Origin of the sequence: Paenibacillus roseus (genome assembly GCF_016424485.1) — a bacterium.
In the GTDB taxonomy this organism is placed as follows: domain Bacteria; phylum Bacillota; class Bacilli; order Paenibacillales; family Paenibacillaceae; genus Paenibacillus_D; species Paenibacillus_D roseus.
The window spans coordinates 1-20,174 of the sequence record NZ_JAELUP010000022.1; the positions used below are offsets into that span (position 1 = coordinate 1).

Below are 20,174 nucleotides of genomic sequence, written 5' to 3' on the forward strand. Positions count from 1 at the left end.
AATTTGCAGTTGGGATCATAACTACCTGCTCAGAGTGCTTCAAATTCCCGTTTCAGACTGATTCCGTAAGCGATTGCCCTGGCGAGGGCACGCAGTCCAGTTCTTTCGGGCTTCCGATTTGGTTTCCTTGCGGCAGGAAAAGTTTGCGGCAGGCTCGCTCAGCCGATTTCGCGAGAAGATAAAAAAGATGGATCTCCTGATTTTAGATGAGGTGGGGTATGTCCCGTTTAACCAGACGGGTTCCGAGTTGCTGTTTAATGTGATCGCGGATTGCTACGAACAGCAAAGCGTGATCGTGACCTCGAATCTGGAATTCGGCCAGTGGACTTCCATTTTTGGAGATACGAAACTGACGTCTGCTTTGGTGGATCGCCTTGTACATCATGCGCATATTCTTTCCTTCACTGGGGAAATTTTCCGACTGAAGCAAGCGATGGAGCGTATCCCGCAGTGAAATGAACACTGGCAAGTGGCCTCGGCATTTTTCGCAGCAATTTTATTTTGGGCAAGTACAGTTGTTATTATTTCTTGAGATGGGGGATATCATGAGAGTGAAAACAATGATTGGTGAAGTTGTCTTATTCCCTGGAGAGTTAGAAAAGTGGTATACCAACAAACATGACTTCATCTATATTAAATCAGATGGAGCTGTAGAAGTACGCTTTAACAGAATTAAGATTGAATTGAACAAAGAGACGCCGGGTCTATTTCAATGCAGTCAAGGTTCGTTTTCCATTCAAAACATTAGTACTCATCCTGTCACATTACGAGCAATTAAATTTACGTGTGGGATTAAAATGCAAAAGGATTTTTTTTCAACTGACTTTGAGCAAGCCCCATTCGTATCCCTATTAACAGGGGAAGCCTTCGATGAAGTATACTGCTCGCACATCATAAAGGTTCTTGAACATCTTAAAAAGCCCCAGCAGCTGCAAAATAGCCGGGACCGTATTGATTCTAGATTAATTCAATTAAATCGATATATCAGGAAAAACTACAACACTCCAATATCTCTCCAAGATCTGGCTGATTATGTCGGCGTGCATCCAACTTATTTAAGCAATACTTATTCAAAAGTATTCAAGATATCCCCTATATTGTTTCTTAATCAATTAAGAATGAAAGCTGCTAAAGAATTACTGATAGATCCTAAATTAGCCATTAAAGAAATTGCCGAGTTAGTCGGATATAACAGTGCTTCACAATTCAGTTTGATTTTTAAAAGATTTCATTCTAAGACGCCTAGTCAGTTTAGGAAGGATACGTTGAAGTCGATCTATTAGTCAGTACTCTCATTTGTTTGGCTTTATGTGGTTACGATTCTTTTTATACGAAAATGACTCCCCGTATGCAGTAGAGAACGATGTTGCCTTGAAATGAGCTGTATATTTCAGTAAAATAATTAAAAAATGACATATGATTAACAAAAAACTATTTTAGATATTTGTGGAATCTCATAGTTTCGTTCCATTCTTGAATATCAATATTATAGCCCATTTATTAAATCTTCCGCACCCACTAATCTACGCCTAGTTCTTCATAAGACGCTATCCATAATAAAAAGCAGACAAATTTCAAAAATCATACAACTGATCCAAACCACAAAGGGAATTTGATTGACTTCCTTTGAAAGTCGCTTATTATGAGTAAGATTCCACAGGGACAGCCCAAAAAGTCAGTTAAACTGACTTTCTGGGCTGTCCCTGCCTTTTTGCATTGTCCATCTCTGTTGCTCTATACCGCCCTAATCTCCAGCAACTCATACTGAATTTCGCCCATAGGTGCAGCTACTCGGATCGTGTCGCCGATCTTTTTACCCAATAGTTCCTTACCAAGCGGGCTTTCGTATGAAATCTTGTTATCGGCTACATCCGCCTCTGCCGGGCCAACGATCTTGTACTCCACCTTCTCGGAGAACTCAATGTCATTCAGAATGACTGTAGTACGGATCTGGATTGTGCTAAGGTCTATCTTTCCTTCCTCTACAACCTTGGCTTTATTCAGCATTTTCTCGAGCTGCATGATCCGCGTCTCCATGAACGCCTGATCCTCCTTGGCGGAGTGATACTCGCTGTTCTCCTTCAAGTCACCGTAGCTGATCGCCAGCTTAATACGCGCCGCCAGTTCTTTGCGCTTGACATATTTCAGATCATTCAGCTCAGCCTGCAGCTTTTCCAGTCCTTCTTTGGTTAAGATAATTTCTTCGTTCGACATAGGTATACTCCGTTCTTTCATTTATAGGGTTACCTTATATTGTACGGTTATCTCCCGGAAGTACAGCGGCTAACTCAATCTGTCGCCTGCTTCTTGTTCTGTGCGGCCACAACGGTATCTTGTCCTCCCCAAACAAGGAACTGGCACAATCACTGTCGAATATTTATGGATGAAATGTTTTCCCGAAGTGACGGGACCAGGATGGAACTCCCCTTGTGCTCAATGTCGTTAGCTTGAGTGTTGCGAAAATATCGCCGTCGAGTTAAGTCACTAAAAACCAGTAATTGAGAAGCTTCGTCGAACGAATAAACAGAAGAAGGACATCGCCCTTGGATAGAGAAATTGTCGTTTACCAGACCACAATTTCCAAGAAAAGGAGATGTCCCAATCTCATGGTATCCCTCTACTTGCCTATCGTCAAGTTTATTTTGGCGCTGAAGTTGGAATTTTCTAAGCCACAACTCGGTCATTTGTTTACCCTCGTCCATGGCATCATTCTGTGTGCTGGACGTAAGAATATGACGCAAATTCGAAATGCAGCCCGTGGGGATCGTCATCTGAGTAACGTAACGAACTTTCTGAATCACTCTCCCTGGTGCGTGAGTCGTATGTAGCGGCGGCGTATGGCGGCAATCATGACGAGAATTCGCACTAAGCAATTGAAAAGTGGCGATGCCAGAAGACTCATATTCCTGATCGTGGACGACACTTGTTGTAAGAAAGACAAGTCGACCAAAAAGATGGAAGCACTCAGCTTTCAGTATTCGCACGAAGAAGGCCGCTCTATATGGTGTCATAATCTCGTTACGACGCATATCGTCAGTGCGGGCCAGTCGTACGCCTTCGATTTTCGTCCTTACTATCAGAGCGAATATGGTGAGGCACAGCGAATCGATTTCAAGAGCAAAAATGATCTGGCTGTGGAAATGATTGAAGCATTTCCCGCAAACGATGATGAGCACGTCTACGTCTTGATGAATAGCTGGTACACCAGCGAAAAAGTCATTAATGCCTGCAATCGCAAAGGATTTCATGTCATTGCCGCATTGAGAACCAATCGGCTCATTTGTCCATCGGGCATGACGATTAAGATCAGCGATTTCGCCGAGCAGCACATCCGTAAATCTGATCTCCGCTCCGTTACGGTGGACGGTCAGGGGACGTACTGGGTGTATCCTTATGAGGGGCCCGTCAGCGAAATCGAAAACGTCAAGCTACTGCTATCCTGGAAAGACGTTTACGCCACATCAAGCAAACCGCAGGTTTGTCTCCTGTGTACGGATCTATCGCTGGATCTTGTTACCATCAGCAATATTATCACGTTCGCTGGAATATTGAGACGGGGTATCGTTATTTCAAGGAGCTGTTGGGCTTCGACCAATACCAGTTGCTTTCCTTTCACAGCATTCAGCGCTTTTGGGCCATACAATTCCTGACACAGAATTTCCTGGAGTTTCAGCGACAAGAATGGATGACCCACTCGGTAGAATTGACGCTTGGCGATGTCGTACGCCGCATCCGTGAAAAGTTCTTCGGGCAAATCATCCTTTATGTGTATCAGCAAGCCTTGGAGAAGAAACCGTTATTCGACATTCTTAAGCATCTTAAAATCTCTGCCTGATCCGCTGAATTTCCGTGCCTACCACAGGTGTGCCTTTTTTCTGTTTTCACAAAGGAATTCGCAACACTCAAGTATCTTAGTTGAACGAGTGAGGGTCAGGCAAGGCAATATGTTTGTTTAATCCTCCCTATACCGCCCTGATTTCCAGCAGTTCATATTGAATCTCGCCCACTGGCGCAGCTACGCGGATTGTGTCTCCAACCTTTTTTCCCAGCAGTTCCTTGCCAAGCGGGCTTTCATATGAAATCTTGTTATCTGCTACATCCGCCTCTGCCGGGCCAACGATCTTGTACTCCACATTCTCGGAGAACTCAATGTCATTCAGAATGACTGTAGTACCGATCTGAACCGTGCTCAGATCTATTCTGGTCGCTTCTACAACCTTGGCTTTATTCAGCATTTTCTCAAGCTGCATGATTCGTGTCTCCATGAACGCCTGATCGTCCTTGGCCGAATGATACTCGCTGTTTTCCTTCAAGTCGCCGTAGCTGATCGCCAGCTTGATACGAGCCGCCAGCTCTTTGCGTTTGACATATTTCAGATCATCCAGCTCTGCCTGCAGCTTATCTAATCCTTCTTTAGTCAGAATAATTTCTTCCTTTGACATAGGTATGCTCCGTTCTTTCATATCATTTATATAGGCTTACCTTATATTGTACGGTTATCTTCTTCGGAAGTACAGCGGCTAACACAATCCGTCGCCTGCTTCTTGTTCTGTGCGGCCGCAGCGAAATCTCGGCCGCCAAAACAAGGAACTAATATGATCGATGTCGAATGTTATGGCTGGGATTATTTATTGACCCGCCTGGAAGCGGACATTTCCTGATACTTAATTTTTCTAAACTTGCATAGTGGAGACCTTAATGAAAAGAAAATTATTCCTGACTAGCGCAATTGCGCTATTGTCCATTCTCCTGCTGGCGATTGGATTTCTGGCTGCAATTACAGTGACCGATTATATACCGAACGAGATCGAAGACATTGGAGTCGCGAACAATCCGCAGCGTATAGTGGATCACCAACAACCTTTTAATGTAATAACCTTTAATATTGGCTATGGGGGCATGGATCGGGGCCAGGATTTCTTCATGGACGGGGGTAAAATGTCGCGTTCGCGCAGCGAAGCTCAGACTCGAGCCAATTTGACAGCGGTTACTTCTCTACTGATTGAAGCGAAATCCGATTTTTATTTGCTGCAAGAAATCGATACGAATTCATCTCGCAGTCATTATATGAATCAGGCAGCTGTTATCTCTCAGGCTCTCCCCGATTACAGCACCGTATTTGCGTATAATTACAAGGTATTGTGGGTCCCAGTCCCGGTATTGAATCCAATGGGCGTCGTAAACAGCGGACTGCTGACATTATCCACGTACAACAGTACCAGCAATCGCAGATTTGACCTGCCTGGCAAGGAAAGCTGGCCAATTCAGCAGCTTGACCTGGACCGGGCTTTCATAGAAAGCCGATATCCTGTAGATAACGGTAAAGAGCTTGTGCTCATTAACCTTCATCTCTCTGCCTTTGACAAGGGAGGATACATTCGCAAGCAGCAGCTTGATTACCTTTCCAACTATCTGGTACAAGAACAGGCCAAGGGCAGTTATATTATTGTGGGAGGTGACTGGAACCACTCTCTGCCTGGGACGAACACGGATGATTTTCCTGCTATACAGGAATGGCCCGAGTGGCTTGCAGACATGCCGGAGTCTTTTCAGCCTGAAGGATTCCAATGGGGAGTCGACAAGAACGTGCCGACAGTGCGAACAGCAGATATTCCCTATGCAGAAGGAGTCAATTTCAGGGCCGTAATTGATGGCTTTCTTGTCTCATCCAATGTCGGGGTCATGTCCGTTCATACAGCCGATTTTCACTACGAGAACAGTGATCATAATCCCGTTGAGGCCCGGTTTTATTTGAAATAAGCATTATGCTGAATGAATCCAATTCCGAAAGCGCCTCATCCGAATCGTAAGCGTGGGGCCGTCGTGTCTGCAAGGACAGATTGACAGATTGATGGATGAATGGAACCATGGTAGAATTGCTCCAAGAGTCGACACCGTCCGAGTTTACTAGGGAGTCTGTTTATGAGATCGGAATCTACTAAATTTTCAATGAAAATAATGACCATTCTTTTAGCCATATCGCTTTGTACCGCATTCGTTTTCTTCATTTACTTTCAGGATGCGAACAAATCCAGAGAAGATATCAGTATGGAAATTTTAAAGGACAATTCAGGAAAAATGACCTTGTCCGATGTTAAAGTGAGCGATCAATTCGTAGCTTTGCCTGGCAACTATTCCAAGGCTGGCTATTCTTCAGTTCGGTTATGGTTCAAAATAAAATTAAATCGGTATAACGCGGATGAAATCCATTACCTTACAATTAACAACACTCTTTTTGAGGATGTAACGATTTATCTCCCTACAAATAACGATTACGTAACAAAGCATTTCGGATTCGCGTATAAGAGCAATTCCGATGAGATTGGTTATGTATACCCCGCATTCAAAATCCCGTCTCATTTTGATCATAATCAGTACATATACATGACAAGCAAATCGTTATACGGGCAGAACTTTATTGTCCAACTCGTAAATGACGATCTCTTCAGGAAGACAAGCATGATAAATGTCTGGGCAGGGGGCATCTTATTCGGTGTTTTGGCGGCATTGTTTTTTTATAATTTGGTCACGGGCTTAGCCATAAAAAACAAAACTTTTATAAAATACTGCTTTTTTGTTTTTACCACCTTGTTATGGAATGCAGCAACGACGGGCCTTTTAAACATCACGGGCTTCAAGTACACCCATTGGATTGCGGAATATTCCGCGGGCACTGGCATTCTCATGTCGCTTGCCATCGTCATTTTTATGAGAGCGATTTTTCAGACCCAAACCAGGTTTCCCAAGATCGATTTTTGTTTAAAACTGCTCATCGTTTACTTCCCCATCACTTTATTGCTGTTTCTTTTCATCAGTAAAAATCTGGGGGCATTTGGCGCGGGCGTATCTTCTGTGGTGTATGTATTGTATTTTATAATTATGTTTAAAGGAATAAGGAACAAAATTATTCGTTCACCGCAACTCATAACGGCATGGCTCTTGTGTATTGTATCGGTAATCCTGTTCAATTTGATGGTTTTCGGAGTGCTGCCTCAAAGTTACATTATGATTTATTACTTATTTTTTCTTTCTTGTGTGTCCGCTACCGCTTTTGCCCTGTCTCTCGCAGAAATCATTAATGATTTAAATGAAGAGAAGCAACGCAATCAAATTCGATTTGAAAATTCTGAAATTCAATCCAGGCAGTTTGAGCTTGCTTTCATACGGGCACAAATGGATCCGCATTTTATTCACAACACCTTGAATGTGATAGAAGGGGTTATTGCTGAAAACAAAGAAAAAGCAGGAAGCTTGGTCAACGATTTATCCCATTATCTCAGAAATATATTCGATTACAGCAATTCGGAAAGATATATTTCTATTCATGAGGAGTTGGATGCAGTCAAGTTTTATGTTCGCATTGAGCAAGCCCGATTCCCGGACAAAATATTTGTCAACTATGATATTGATCCAGGCATTCAGTTGAAGGTGCCGCGCTTGGTTATTCAACCCTTGGTAGAAAATGCGATTAAACACGGTATACGCAAAAGGAAAATTGCAGGAACTGTCACGATCAGGGCTAAAGAACTCGAACACGGCTACTTGATCACGGTAGAAGACGACGGCGTCGGCATTGAAGACGCGGACAAATATAAACTGCTTGAATACTCGCCCAACAAGGGCATTGGGCTTGCCAATATAAACGCGCGGCTTCAGGCCGAGTATGGAACGCAGCTTCAAATCGTCAGCGAGAAGGGTAAAGGAACTGCGGTTCGTTTTGATGTACCCATTAAGGAGCAGCCATGAAAGTTATTATTGTAGACGACGAATATTATGCGCTGCGGAACTTGAAGAGCAAGTTGGAGAACATTGCGGATGTCGAAGTCGTTGCGATGTATGAAGATCCTGCAACAGCCTTGGAAGAAATGAGCAGCATACAGCCCGACCTTGCTTTTCTGGATATCGAAATGCCGGAGATTGATGGCATAACCTTGTTGGGGATGATGTTCAAAAAAAGACCGGATATGGATTTTGTTTTTACATCCGCTTACCATGCCTATGTGTCGGACACGCTTGAAACAAAAGCATTGGATTTTCTCGTTAAGCCGGTGAAGTACGAACAGCTCTATGTCACGTTGGAAAAAATAAAGAAGATTAGAAGCAAAAGCGGCATGGGACACAAAATTGAGATGAAGTGCTTTGGCGATTTTTCCGTATTTATAGACGGGAAATTGATCGACGACAATTGGCGAACCAAAAAAACGGAAGAGCTTCTCGCCTATTTGCTATGCATGAACGGCAAGTACGTGCCCAGAGAACGAATCATTCATGACTTGTGGCCCAATTTGGGGCTGGATAAAGGTTATGCAAACTTATATACGACGCAATATAACTTAAAGAAGCGATTCGACGCTTTTGGAATCCATCATTTGATCAAAAGCAGACTCGGGAACATTTGGCTCAACATCGAAGACATTAAAGTGGATTTGCTGGAGTTCGATCGCTTCAGTGAAAATTATAATGCAGACAAGAGTAAAATGGAAATCCTCGAGCAAATGGTGGAGTTGTACAAAGGCATGTTATTTGAAAATAAATTTTACTCATGGACGTTAAGTATACAGCAACTTTACGAGGTAAGGTTCGACAATGCATTGAATATTCTGATCCAATTTCATAGGGAATGCGGCGATGAGAAAAAAGCCAGGTACTATGAAATGAAAAAAACGCTCTGAACAAATAGCGTCGGAAAATAAATCGCCCGCCTGCTGTGACCAGCTGCGGGCAATTTCATTATAAACTTACTGTACGATAAAGGTATACGTCTTTTGAGTACCGTCCTGCGCGGTTACGATTAACGTGTCTCCGCTTTGCATAGAATATCCGTGTGAAATTTCTGTGTTGTTCTGGTCATAGACCTTATAGCTTCCATTTGGCGGTGCAGTTATAGCCAGAGTCATACCATAAGTATACAGAGGAACGGTAATCGTCCCTGCGACCGGATCAATTTGATAGCTGGGCGATGTCGTGGTCAAGGTTACGTCGTTGTACAGAATCACATAATCCGCAGTAGTCGAATTTTGAGCGGTTACGCGTACGATCATACTTGAAGTGATATCGGCCGTCTGATCGGTTACAGGTGTCAAGGCTTGATCCAACACTTTGGCGGTAGCGTGCGGGGATACCGTTAACCCGCTCAACAACTGACCTACAGTCAGGGTGCTCGGAGCCGATATACTGTTCCCGCTCACATTCCCGTTCGCATTGGACAGAACCGATTTGGCCCCGCTAAGCACCGGCACCGATGGCGATGACGGACAATTCCATTGTGCAGAATAGGATGCGTCTTGGGCAGGCATTGTGCTTGCCGACTCGGGCGACCACCCTGTAAAAGTACAGCCTGACCTCGTTACGGTTGGCGCCTGTATAGCTGTGCCATACTGAACTCGAGCTGTGGAACCGCCAGTGCCTCCGTTTGCATCAAACTTCAAGTTGTAGCTGTTGCGCGTGTAATAACGCACGATCGTAAGGCTTCCATCGGCTGCAACCGTACTCGATGCCAATGCTTTACCGCTGCTGTCATAGGCTGTGCTATGGTCATAGGTAAAGCCGGGATAAGGCTGGATCGCTGGCGCCGCTAGCGCACCAGTTGTCCCTTGATAACTTCCCGTGTCGGCTTCAACGTAAAGCGAAGTGCTTCCGAGACCTTGCAGCCTGTTTGAAACACGGTAAGGCGTATCGGTACGTACCTTCCAGGTCGCTGTGTAAGTGGTGTCGCTTGACGGCATTGTGCTTGGAATGGCCTGTGACCAGCCAGAAAAGGCATAGCCGGGTTTTGTAAAATTCGGTACTGCACTGTCGGGTACCTTCGATAAGCTTCTGGCCGAATAAACGATCGAGGTTCCGCCCGGATCGGCATAGAAAGTCATTTTGCGCGTAGCAGGCAGGTATTCGTAGCTCAGTTTCGATAAACCGGTTCCAAATATTGTCATGGTTCGTGTTGGCGGTGTATCATAGCCTTGGATTGGGATCGGTACCGGTGAAACGGAAGCGCCTGCTGTACCGGAAAAAGTATCTTTTTTCTTGGTCGTGCGGTTCCCTGTATCGGGATCTACCGTAATGTAATCGACCAGGTAGGGTATATTTGTGTGCGGTGTCCATTGCGCATAAAGCGTTATATTTCCTGCTGGCATGGTGCCAGGAATGATGTAAGGTTTCTTTCCTTCAGGATCCAAAGCCCATCCCTTGAATGTATAGCCCGTTCTTTTGGGCACATTTGTTAATTTTTTTACATTTTTGATTGACGTGTTAACCGGCTGAACGACCCGCCCGTACTCGTTCACCCAAACTTCTTCTGTTGGATCTTGACCGTTTATTAATAGGACATTAGGATTCAAGGTTATAGAGTGGTATCCGCTCTTGTACCAGGTCAAATCAATATTGCGCGAGAAGGGAAGGGAATTTAATCCCGTCGTTGAGCCCTTCCACGTTACGGTCATCCTGCTGGTAAGAATTTCATCCGTGGCTGTCGGCGATACGGTTACACGGAATGTCTTTGGATCGTAAGTAAACTTATTGTTATTAAAAGTGATTGTGTAATTCTGTGGACGATCTTTACCTATACTGATATCGCCCGTTATTAAATTCAAATCGTTCAGTTTCAAGGCGTCATCGATCGATGGGAAACTTTTTTGCTCAAAGGCGACGAAGGAAGGCGCTTCTTCTTCTTTGTAAGCGAAACCGATGAAATGACCAATCGGTGTGCCAGCCCTATAAAGCGGCCAGTACTCACTATAAAAGAGGTCGGAATACGAGATTGAACCGCCGAAGATCTGCGCCCCCCACTCTGCCTCCACATACATGCCGATCTCCAGAAACAGCGATCCTAACGTTTTTGTAGGCTCCGATGATGAGAGTTGGTAATAGAAATACCCGTAGAGTTGGAGGTAAGCGCCACCCTCTGCCGTGATCCCGACACTGTCCAATTCGATATGGAACAAACCTGCCGCCAGTTCGAGTCGAATTCCTGCCTTCAGCCCCAAAGTTCCCATCACATAGAAATAGAAATTATAGGTGCCGTCGCCCGGCAAATCAACAGTACCGAAAGAAGGCGATCCTTCGCTGAGCTTAAAGCTCGCTGTATATCTCTTCGCGGATTCATAGCTGAAGCCGATACCCAAGGCAATATTTGGATTCATGCTGATGACAAAATTCCCTTTAAAGTTGATGTGAAGAAGACCCAATAACAGGCGTTGGTCGTATTCGAAGATTTCTTTTTCTACCAGGTCAACCCAATCCGTCTCGTTCTTCAGCATGGCTTGATAGCTTTCCACCAACGTATTGGCGTTTACCGTGGCCGGAGCGGAAGGCGACTGCTGCAGCACCGCTTTCAGCTGCGCCTTGATGTCTACTTTGTTTTTGGCAGTATCCCAGATATTGGCCCAGCGATCACGTGGAGTATCCGCTGCCACGGTTCCGATCTGCGCAGACGCGTCAATGCTCGTAAACGTGAAGGCGTCCAGGTTGGCGCTGGCTTGATAGTCCTTGGGATACGGGAGATCGAAAAGTCCCAAATCGATATATCCCCAAACCGTATTGCCGTTTACACCCACACTCAAAGCGATTTCTTCAGTAAATGCAGCGCTCATATGGATAAGGATATCATTGTCCGCGCCTGTCGAAACTTGAATATCGCTTGAAACTGCGAGATTCAGACGCAAACCGGACTTTCTCTGAAAATGGGATAACGTCGTGCCTATGTCTGCTGAAACTTGCAAGTTGTGCAGGGTAACTTCCGCATTCTCTTCTCCCGGTTTCGCGGAGAGGATGTGGACTTCCGGTTTTTTGTCTTTCTGCGAGGCCGCTGAGGCGCTGGCTGCAATCAACGTTTTGAAGCTATCGGTTTGCAAAGCGGCAGTCGACAAATAGTTTGCAGCTTCATCGACAAATCCGCTTGCCAGCGCTTGCTGCTTGATTTGATCCTCCAAAGCAGCGATATCGGCTTGCGACAACAGGTCGGCTCCGTTAATCGCTTCCCGCTTATAGAAATCCAGGGCGTGAGTAATGTCATCTTGTGTGGCATCGGTATAAGCAATTACATAATTATTCCCCACGTTGGAGACGGACGTCACTTTCCCGTAGCCTGAAGAGGCTCCCGTACGCATATTGACGAGCGCGAGGAAGTCCCCGACTCTGGCAACGGTAGCGGCGTTAAGACCCATAGGCGCATATTTGGCGTCGGAATAATCCATCGAGGCCGGAGCGACCGTGATGGAGCGATTCGACCTGTCCCCGTCGGTGTCCGACGCAGGGTCGACCGGCAGCACGTGCGGTTTAAGCAGAACGTTCATCGGGTCTGCGCTGGTGTAGGAATAGATATTTCCGTTGATCGCAGTGATCGCTACATAAGCGATATCGCCATCATCAGAAGTATCCAAAGTGCGCAGATCGGGACGAGTCCCTTCGTAAACGGAGACGGTATCACCCACCTTCAAGCGTGTATTTCCGTCATAGCGAAAGGTGCCGCTCGCAGCAGGGGCCGGGTTCGGACCCGATCCGCCGCCAACGTTCGCGCTCATTACAGCGATCGAAGGGGAAGCAACGGGTGTTCCATTCAGGCTCATCTGAGAGATATCGGAAAACTTCAAATAAATCATGTAAGGATTTAGAGGCAGCCGCATGACCTCTTTTTTGGCAATACTAAAAATATAATTTCTGGTCGTTGCGTCTTTGCCTGTAAAAGTAAGATTCTTGTTCGTCAAATTGATTTGATAGGTGTTGCCCGCTTCGAATGCACTGTTTTTTGCAGCTACAGTAAAGTTGCCCTTCGAGCCGGTTACCGTAATTCCTGCAAAATCAGGATTGGACGGAGATTTGAATTTCATGCCGGCTTGAACAGCCGCCGCCGTCATTTTACCTGTAGAATCTGTCACGGTGATCTTGAAGTTTGGCGCCTGATCCATTGCGTATGCATTCGGAATGATTTTCACGGCATCATCGGACGATGCAATATAATTGGCATACAAGGTCATGTCGCTCTTGACGGAATCACCATTCATGACCGGTTGCGTGAAAGCACGATCCTTATACCACCCATTGAAAATGTAGCCTTGCTTGAAGGCGAGTGGAAGCTGATTCAGCGATTCGCCTCGCTTCAGACTCAGGCTGTCGATCGGCGAGCCGCCGTTTGGGTTAAACGCAACCGTATAGGTTATGCCGTCGCTGGCCCTCGCGACTTTGTCCATACGCATAATAAGCGCGGCCGCTTCAGCGCGAGTCGCCTTTGAACGCGGTTGGAAATTGCCGTTTGTATCTCCGGTAAACAAGCCGGACTGCCAAAGCTTTAACGCCGCATCAACCGCCCATGGCGAAATGTCCGAGATGTCGTTAGGCGTAGATGTAATGTCGTTTGTTTGATAAGGAATACGATCGCCTTCAAAATACTTCAATGTCAGCGTTGCCATCTGCTCTCTTGAAATAGCGGCGTCCGGCGAAAATCTGTTGCTGCCGGTTCCGCTTGTAATGCCGCGTTCGATTGCCCATTGCACATAAGGCGCATACCAATCGCCCGGCTGCACATCTGTAAATGCGGAAGTTTTGTATTGACTTGCATCCACTTTGGCGATTCGCCCAAGTACAGTAACAAACATGGCACGACTCATGGTTGCGTCAGGCGAAAAGCGATCCTTGCTTGTGCCGCTGAATAAGCCATTCTGCTTGACATACATGCCAGCACCATAGAACCAGGACGAGGGTGCCACGTCTTCAAACAAGCTTTGAGACACGGGCTGCGCAGCCGTTTGGGTTGCTGCCGCATATTTGACAGAAGTCGGTGAAGCGGCAAAAATCCCAGGAGGCATTAAGGTTAGGAGTATACAAGACAATAGGAACAGACTTAATAGGCGTTTATACAAGTTCAATTTCCCTCCTCATAATCTTTCAACTTGCAGACAATTACCGATTTTACCAGACGGATCTAAATGGGATCTAAACACAGTTCCGGCGATTGCGCATTCCGCCTGTTTTTTGAAGACGGCGGGCGGGAGATCCTGCAGTTGCAGCTTCAATGTGACGAGATGCTGTCTGAGTTTTTCCAAACCGTTGCGATCACGAGGAATAGTGAGAAACAGAGAAGTCGAGGTGGGAGATTTGGGAAGAGGAGTCGGTTAAGCATGTGAACCAGTTAATGCGAAGAAGGAGAGAGAAATTCGTAGATACATATGGGCTTACAGGTATTTTGGAAGTCGGAAAATTTCGCCTGGCGGCTCGTATAACATCAGATTCAGGCCACAAAGTAGAACAGGGAGAGCTACCCTCACGGGTCATGCTCTCCCTGCTTAATTATAATAGCCGTGAAAATCAGCCCGCAACAGTGCCTCCAACAAAAATAGCCCTCTATTTAGATTGGAGTTCCGGAAGGATATAGACTTTCCCCTCGCCGGTTAATGCATGTACCAGATTCCGGGCTGCGACGTAAGCCATTTGCAGCCTTGTATTTGCAGTAGCGGAACCCAGATGCGGCAAGGTCACGACATTATCCAGCTTGAGCAGTGGATGATCCGGGTTGACCGGCTCCTGCTCATAGACATCCAGTCCCGCCGCATAAATTTGCCCGCTCTCCAGCGCCCCCACCAGTGCCTGCTCATCTACCGTCCCGCCGCGGGATACATTAATGAAAATGGCGCTGCGCTTCATCATGGCGAATTGGGTCTCGCCAATCAGACCTCGCGTCTGTGCTGTGAGTGGTGTCATAAGTACGATGAAATCGGACGTTTGAAGCAGTTCCTCGAAAGAATTGTACTGAATCCCAAGCTGCTCCTCCACCTCTGGCTTGCGGCTGCGATTATAGTAGGCAACATTCATTTCAAAACCGAATTTTGCCCTTCTGGCAATCGCTTCTCCGATGCGGCCCATCCCGATAATGCCCAGCTTCGCATGATGAACATCTGCACCGAACAATGCACTGTCCATCCCTTTGCGCCAGCGGCCCTCTTTCACCAGCTTGTCCAGCTCCGCTACCCGTCTGGCAGTCGACAAAATCAAAGCAAAGGCCAAATCAGCCACTGTATCGTCCAATACATACGGCGTATGCCCGGCTGTGATTCCATATCGCTTCAAAGCATCTACGTCGAGGTTGTCATATCCGACAGATAAGTTGCTCACGACTCGAAGCTGCTTGCCTGCCTCCAGAACATCATCTCCTACAAGCGTCCCCGTTACCAGCAAGCCCTCCGCATCATCAATTTCATCTGCCAATTGCTCACGAGTAATCGCTTGCGTCCCTTGCCATTGTCTAACCTCGCAGTGTTCCTCCACATAATGCAGCACTTCCTCGGGCAAGGCTCTTGCAATATAAACACGCGGCTTCATCGGTTTCTCTCCTCTTTAGCTTGTTAATGGATTCAGCTTTTACGCCTTTATAAATGATGCAGAAGACATGTTGCTTGCTTTCTATCATAACAAAAAAAGCCCGCGCATGAGGATACCTCCGGGAAAAGAAGCGTACGAGTTGGGAGCAAACATCATTGCAGTCTCCTCTAGTCGGCCTTCGGCAGAATCAATTTGAAGCGCCAAACAAGCGCATCCGGTACCGGGTGCGCTTGTTGCTGTTGCATACGTATCTCCACGGGTAGGCTTCCGGGCGCAAATGCCGTTGCCGTGCTCTATCCCGCAGCTTTCCCCTTAAAAACTCAATTCTGCACTGTCTCAGCAAGGGCGGAACGACCAGGCTTCTTGATCTGCTTGCTTCTTAGCTGTCCGCAGGCGGCATCAATATCTGTCCCGTGCTCAAGCCGTACGCTGCAACTGATGCCCTGCTTTTTGAGCGTGTCATAAAAATCCCGGATGGACTCCCGCTCACTCCGCTGGTACTGGCTATGCTCATCCACCGGATTGTAGGGAATCAGATTGACGTTCGCCAGTTGGCTAATATCCCGAATCAGCTCTGCCAGTTCAAGAGCATGTTCCTGTTGATCATTGACATCTTTGAGCAAAATGTATTCAATCGTAATCCGCCGCTTCGTCTTGTTCAAATAGTAACGGATGGATTCCATCAACTTCTCAATTGGAATAGCCCGATTAATCTTCATAATCCGAGTGCGAAGTTCATTATTGGGCGCGTGCAGGGATACTGCCAGGTTTACACCCAGACTGCTATCGGCAAACTCCTCAATCTTTTTAGCCAAACCGCTTGTAGACACGGTAATGCGCCGCGCTCCAATCGCAAGTCCTTTGTGATCTTTAATGACTTCAATGAAATTGGACATATGCTCATAGTTGTCGAACGGCTCGCCAATCCCCATGACGACAACATGACTTACCTTCTCATCATTCAACAGTTGATCCAGATGAAGCTGAACCTTCATGATTTGCCCGGCAATCTCGCCGCTGGTCAAATCCCTGCTCTTGGCAAGCAGACCGCTGGCGCAGAAGCTGCAGCCAATATTGCAGCCCACCTGGGTCGTTACGCATACGGACAAGCCGAATTTGTGTTTCATCAGCACCGTTTCAATCAGATTGCCGTCCTCTAGCCGAAACAGAAACTTGATCGTGCCGTCCGCCGACTCCTGTCTCATATGCTCGGTCAAGGTGACAATAGCAAAATGCTCTTCAAGCAGGTTCAGGCAGTCCTTGTTAACATCCTCCATCGCGGAAAATTCCGTAATCCGTTTCCTGTACAGCCAATCCCACACCTGCATGGCCCGGAATTTCTTGTGCCCCCGCTCAGACAGCCACGTCACAAGCTGCTCTCTCGTTAATCCATAGATGGATTGCTTATTCATGTATACCCTCTTTTCAATGCTGTAAATTCGCACGTTCTCTATTGTTCACCGGAGGCTCCTCCGGATCGAAATCACAGTCTATATAAGTTAAACGAAAGAAAATCAGGCAAGGCCTGCGTGTGAAAGGTTCTCCGATCGTTGTTGTTCCCGGATTCTTGAATGAATGGTCGTAATAGGGGAAATCCGGGAACATAGGCGAGCGCTTCGCTTGTCCAGAATCCTTTCACACTCCGGCTATCCACTTCCGTTTCTTTAGTTCAACTGATATATATGAGTATTATTGTCCCAGAGTTTTTTTATTAAAACAAGAGGGAAATTCCTGAGCATTCCTTAAAGCTCGTGTATACACGCGATACAAGTTGAGCGGAAGAAACAAGCTGACCAGGGTGAGTAAAGATTCTGAGCAAGTGTGGACAGCCGTACCGTCTTAACGGGTATAGCGTCGTGTCCCGTAGCAATAGAAGCCATTAATAATCGTGAAACGGATAAAGGCCTATGTTGGGACTTTATCCGTTCGACTTATTATGGGGAGGGCTGGGCCACCGCAACCGCGGATTTTACAATCTATAACTCTATGATAATGAAAATAACACGGAACGGGTCGGCTATTAATTTCATAGAATAAAGTGACTTCATATTTCGTGAGGTTAGTTTTTTAGAGAGGAGGCAGGCACCAGAAGTACAAAATGCAGCTGGAAATACTGGGGTCGCTTATCCGGAAAGTGGCCTGGGTATGGGAGATTTTTTGCTGCTTATTATAGGAGGTATGAAAATGGCAATTGAAAATTTGGTCACCAACGGCGGATTTGAGAGCGGCGCATTCACACCGTGGATTCCGTCAAATGCAAGCATAACGAACGTGTACAAGCATTCGGGAACCTATTCGGCACAATTGCATGACGGGGCAAGCTCTTCGTATATATCGCAATATGTACCTGTTACAGCAGGAGACACACCCCAGTTTCAGTTTGCCCTCGCCAAGGTTGGAGCTTCCCCGGCCCCATCTGTGCTTGTGCAAGTATCCTATTGGGACAGTTCGTTCACCCAGCTTGCCCAGGGTCTGACGCTTCTCGTCACACCGGATCAAATCCCTGCTGTGGCAAGCGAAGCCTGGGCAGTGCTTTCCTCAGCGGTTAGCCCTGCTCCAGAAGGCGCTGTGGTAGCATTCCTTCTCATTAATACACTGCCCGCTGCAGGCTCGGCTGATGTCTTGGTAGATGATGTCGGATTGCTAGTGGAGACGGGCGGCGGCGTAACAGGGCCGACTGGACCGACCGGACCACCCGGACCAACAGGGCTGACGGGCCCGACGGGTGCCACGGGCGACGCCGGTGCTACCGGACCGACGGGGGCCACGGGCGACGCCGGTGCTACCGGACCGACGGGGGCCACGGGCGACCCTGGCGCTACCGGGCCAACTGGAGACGCGGGCGCTACTGGTGCGACGGGTGCCACGGGCGACGCTGGTGCTACCGGACCGACGGGCGCTGCGGGTGACGCAGGCGCTACTGGACCGACGGGTGCCACGGGCGACGTCGGTGCTGCCGGGCCGACTGGAACCACGGGGGACGCGGGCGCTACTGGAACCACGGGTGCCACGGGCGACGCCGGACCGACCGGACCCACGGGTGCCACGGGCGACGCTGGCGTAACCGGACCTACGGGCGCTGCGGGCGCTGCTGGGCCGACCGGTGCTACGGGCGACACCGGAACATTTATATTAGGAAAACAAACTGCCGTTAAAAATGCGGTTCTCAAACCGCGTTCTTAGAGGTATTGAACCTTAATGTATTCCGCAACTCTTCGGTACTCGTTGGCGAATTTCAGTTTTACACTGATATTTCCATTTTCGTATACTTTAATGGTGTCAACAAGTTCAATTAAAATATCCCTTATCAGTTTGTTAATGTTTTCGTATTTTCGGAAAGTTGCTAAAAATGGATTTTCTACATCGACCCCATTTTCAAACACTGCCTTTTCTTCTTCCAGGTTCCTTATAACTTCGTTAATGGCTTCGATTTGCTGCTCATAGTCCTCTTTCATTTGGTGATAATCCTTATAAGAAATTTCGCCGTCTTTCCAGTCCTGATAAATGCTTTGCTTATAGCGTGAAATCTTGGACAGTTCTTTTTCCTTGGAAGCTATTCGTTCATTCAGACGGATAGACTGGTTTTTCTGGAGCGGAGCTTTGTTAATCCGTGAAACCATTTCTGAAAGAGATACCGCAATGTAAACCTGTTGTTTGATGGCATACAAAACCGCTTGTTCTAAATGATTGTGCTTCATCGTGTGCTTCGTACAAGCAGCTTTGGATTGATCTTTGTAAGTGCGGCAGTAGTAATACACATTCCCCCTAACTGCGCTTCGTGTCATGGCCTTGCCGCAATCTGCGCAGCGTAGGAACCCACTAAACAAATATAACGTTTTTTGCTTTGGTGCGGTACGGGTATCCTTTTTCAAAAGCTCCTGCACCTTAGTAAAATTTTCACGGCTGATGATTGGCTCATGGGTATTTTCGACAATGAACCATTCATCTTCGGGAACTGTTTCCTGCACATGAATTTTATAACTCTTGATGCGATAACGCCCCTGCACCATATCACCAACATAAAGACGGTTTTTCAGCATGTTGGTGACCGTCATGGCGCACCATAGAGGATTGCCACCCTTGCCATTGGGATTCTTGTATTTCATCCCCTTGCTTTTCTTATACGCTGATGGGCATAATATGCCGCTTTCGTTCAACATGCGAACAATCGCATTTTTGCTCATGCCCTCTAAAAACCAAGCGTAAATGCTTTTAACGTTTTCTGCGGCTTCCTCATCGATAATAAGAGCGTTTTTGTCCTTCGGGTCTTTCTGATAGCCATAGGCGGCAAACGAGCCAATATGCAGACCTTTTTCACGCTTCTTGTCAAAGGTCCTCCTGACGCTTTCCGAAGTTCCTCTTGCATGTTCCTCATTCAGAACGCCCTGAACCGGAACCGAGATGTTTTGCGCGTTTTGCGGGTCTTTGTACGTGTCAACGGGCTGCTGGTAAAGAGAGATAAACCGTACATTGTTTCGCGGAAACCAATCGCCAAGATAGTAGCTCTGATCGCCATTGTTGCGGAAGCTCCGGGCAAGGTTCTTCACGATCACGCAGTTGATTTTTCCCTTTTGGATATCGGTTAACAGCCTTTGATAGCTTTCGCGTTCCTCGTCTGTCGTGCCGCTTACGCCGTCATCAACATATTCGTCAACAAAAACATACTCGTCATCATCATCTTGCTGTTTAAGGAAGTCTGTCAAAATCAGTCTTTGGTTGATAATGCTCTCAGATTCATCTTTTCCGCGCTTGTCTTCGCGTGAGAGACGGATATAAAAGGCTACATACCATACCTTGTTTCTTAAAGCTATTTTTGCAGTGTTCTGCCTGTCGGCTGTTCTGGCCATGCGTCCTCCTTCCTATCACAT

The 20,174-nt window shown here is 46.9% G+C and carries 12 protein-coding genes and 2 pseudogenes; 8 read left to right on the forward strand and 6 right to left on the reverse strand.

Going from position 1 to position 20,174, the window contains the following annotated elements; genetic code table 11:
• Nucleotides 1–82: 82 nt before the first annotated feature.
• Both JFN88_RS07730 and JFN88_RS07735 read left to right on the forward strand, forming a co-directional pair.
• Nucleotides 83–454 (forward strand): annotated as a pseudogene (locus JFN88_RS07730) (ATP-binding protein); the annotation flags it as partial.
• Between the two features lie 106 nt (nucleotides 455–560).
• Complete coding sequence (locus JFN88_RS07735) at nucleotides 561–1,283, forward strand: helix-turn-helix domain-containing protein (protein WP_233167567.1); 723 nt, start codon at nucleotides 561–563, stop codon at nucleotides 1,281–1,283.
• A 451-nt stretch (nucleotides 1,284–1,734) separates the two neighbouring features.
• Here JFN88_RS07735 and greA (JFN88_RS07740) read toward each other — a convergent pair whose 3' ends face one another.
• Nucleotides 1,735–2,214 carry a transcription elongation factor GreA gene (greA, locus tag JFN88_RS07740; RefSeq protein WP_199018753.1) on the reverse strand — a complete coding sequence of 160 codons (480 nt, stop codon included), beginning with the start codon at nucleotides 2,212–2,214 and terminating at the stop codon, nucleotides 1,735–1,737.
• A 635-nt stretch (nucleotides 2,215–2,849) separates the two neighbouring features.
• Between greA (JFN88_RS07740) and JFN88_RS25190 the strand changes: the two are divergent.
• Together JFN88_RS25190 and JFN88_RS24455 are read left to right on the forward strand one after the other, a co-directional pair.
• Nucleotides 2,850–3,227, forward strand: a pseudogene (locus tag JFN88_RS25190) (transposase); the annotation flags it as partial.
• 260 nt (nucleotides 3,228–3,487) lie between these two features.
• On the forward strand, nucleotides 3,488–3,835 hold the full coding sequence (locus tag JFN88_RS24455) for a hypothetical protein (protein WP_233167560.1): 348 nt from the start codon (nucleotides 3,488–3,490) through the stop codon (nucleotides 3,833–3,835).
• Nucleotides 3,836–3,962: 127 nt separating this feature from the next.
• Here JFN88_RS24455 and greA (JFN88_RS07750) read toward each other — a convergent pair whose 3' ends face one another.
• Nucleotides 3,963–4,442 (reverse strand): transcription elongation factor GreA, encoded by a 480-nt coding sequence (gene greA, locus JFN88_RS07750; protein ID WP_199018755.1) that lies wholly within the window; start codon nucleotides 4,440–4,442, stop codon nucleotides 3,963–3,965.
• 256 nt (nucleotides 4,443–4,698) lie between these two features.
• Here greA (JFN88_RS07750) and JFN88_RS07755 point away from each other — a divergent pair, with 256 nt between their 5' ends.
• The 3 genes from JFN88_RS07755 to JFN88_RS07765 all read left to right on the forward strand — a co-directional run bounded on the left by JFN88_RS07755 (nucleotide 4,699) and on the right by JFN88_RS07765 (nucleotide 8,672).
• On the forward strand, nucleotides 4,699–5,760 hold the full coding sequence (locus tag JFN88_RS07755) for an endonuclease/exonuclease/phosphatase family protein (protein ID WP_199018756.1): 1,062 nt from the start codon (nucleotides 4,699–4,701) through the stop codon (nucleotides 5,758–5,760).
• Between the two features lie 288 nt (nucleotides 5,761–6,048).
• Nucleotides 6,049–7,746 (forward strand): histidine kinase, encoded by a 1,698-nt coding sequence (locus JFN88_RS07760; RefSeq protein ID WP_199018757.1) that lies wholly within the window; start codon nucleotides 6,049–6,051, stop codon nucleotides 7,744–7,746.
• On the forward strand, nucleotides 7,743–8,672 hold the full coding sequence (locus tag JFN88_RS07765; RefSeq protein WP_199018758.1) for a response regulator: 930 nt from the start codon (nucleotides 7,743–7,745) through the stop codon (nucleotides 8,670–8,672). Before JFN88_RS07760 ends, JFN88_RS07765 begins: the two co-directional genes overlap by 4 nt.
• Nucleotides 8,673–8,738: 66 nt before the next feature.
• Here the strand turns inward: JFN88_RS07765 and JFN88_RS07770 are convergent, their stop codons facing one another.
• From JFN88_RS07770 to rlmN, 3 genes are all read right to left on the reverse strand, one after another.
• Nucleotides 8,739–13,850 carry an InlB B-repeat-containing protein gene (locus tag JFN88_RS07770; protein ID WP_199018759.1) on the reverse strand — a complete coding sequence of 1,704 codons (5,112 nt, stop codon included), beginning with the start codon at nucleotides 13,848–13,850 and terminating at the stop codon, nucleotides 8,739–8,741.
• Nucleotides 13,851–14,331: 481 nt separating this feature from the next.
• Complete coding sequence (locus JFN88_RS07775) at nucleotides 14,332–15,306, reverse strand: 2-hydroxyacid dehydrogenase (RefSeq protein ID WP_199018760.1); 975 nt, start codon at nucleotides 15,304–15,306, stop codon at nucleotides 14,332–14,334.
• Nucleotides 15,307–15,626: 320 nt separating this feature from the next.
• Nucleotides 15,627–16,718 carry a dual-specificity RNA methyltransferase RlmN gene (gene rlmN / locus JFN88_RS07780; protein ID WP_199018761.1) on the reverse strand — a complete coding sequence of 364 codons (1,092 nt, stop codon included), beginning with the start codon at nucleotides 16,716–16,718 and terminating at the stop codon, nucleotides 15,627–15,629.
• Nucleotides 16,719–17,490: 772 nt separating this feature from the next.
• Here rlmN and JFN88_RS07785 point away from each other — a divergent pair.
• On the forward strand, nucleotides 17,491–18,489 hold the full coding sequence (locus JFN88_RS07785) for an NTTRR-F1 domain (RefSeq protein WP_199018762.1): 999 nt from the start codon (nucleotides 17,491–17,493) through the stop codon (nucleotides 18,487–18,489).
• Here the strand turns inward: JFN88_RS07785 and JFN88_RS07790 are convergent.
• Nucleotides 18,486–20,153: a recombinase family protein gene (locus tag JFN88_RS07790; RefSeq protein WP_199018763.1), complete on the reverse strand. Its 1,668-nt coding sequence runs from the start codon at nucleotides 20,151–20,153 to the stop codon at nucleotides 18,486–18,488. The two genes, JFN88_RS07785 and JFN88_RS07790, sit on opposite strands and share 4 nt — an antisense overlap.
• Nucleotides 20,154–20,174 lie beyond the last annotated feature (21 nt).

Bases quoted from the DNA above. Each gene is read 5' to 3' on its own strand.
- JFN88_RS07735 (WP_233167567.1), top strand. From the start codon at position 561: ATGATTGGTGAAGTTGTCTTATTCCCTGGAGAGTTAGAAAAGTGGTAT.
- greA (WP_199018753.1), bottom strand. From the start codon at position 2,214: ATGTCGAACGAAGAAATTATCTTAACCAAAGAAGGACTGGAAAAGCTG.
- greA (WP_199018755.1), bottom strand. From the start codon at position 4,442: ATGTCAAAGGAAGAAATTATTCTGACTAAAGAAGGATTAGATAAGCTG.
- JFN88_RS07755 (WP_199018756.1), top strand. From the start codon at position 4,699: ATGAAAAGAAAATTATTCCTGACTAGCGCAATTGCGCTATTGTCCATT.
- JFN88_RS07760 (WP_199018757.1), top strand. From the start codon at position 6,049: ATGGAAATTTTAAAGGACAATTCAGGAAAAATGACCTTGTCCGATGTT.
- JFN88_RS07765 (WP_199018758.1), top strand. From the start codon at position 7,743: ATGAAAGTTATTATTGTAGACGACGAATATTATGCGCTGCGGAACTTG.
- JFN88_RS07775 (WP_199018760.1), bottom strand. From the start codon at position 15,306: ATGAAGCCGCGTGTTTATATTGCAAGAGCCTTGCCCGAGGAAGTGCTG.
- rlmN (WP_199018761.1), bottom strand. From the start codon at position 16,718: ATGAATAAGCAATCCATCTATGGATTAACGAGAGAGCAGCTTGTGACG.
- JFN88_RS07785 (WP_199018762.1), top strand. From the start codon at position 17,491: ATGGCAATTGAAAATTTGGTCACCAACGGCGGATTTGAGAGCGGCGCA.
- JFN88_RS07790 (WP_199018763.1), bottom strand. From the start codon at position 20,153: ATGGCCAGAACAGCCGACAGGCAGAACACTGCAAAAATAGCTTTAAGA.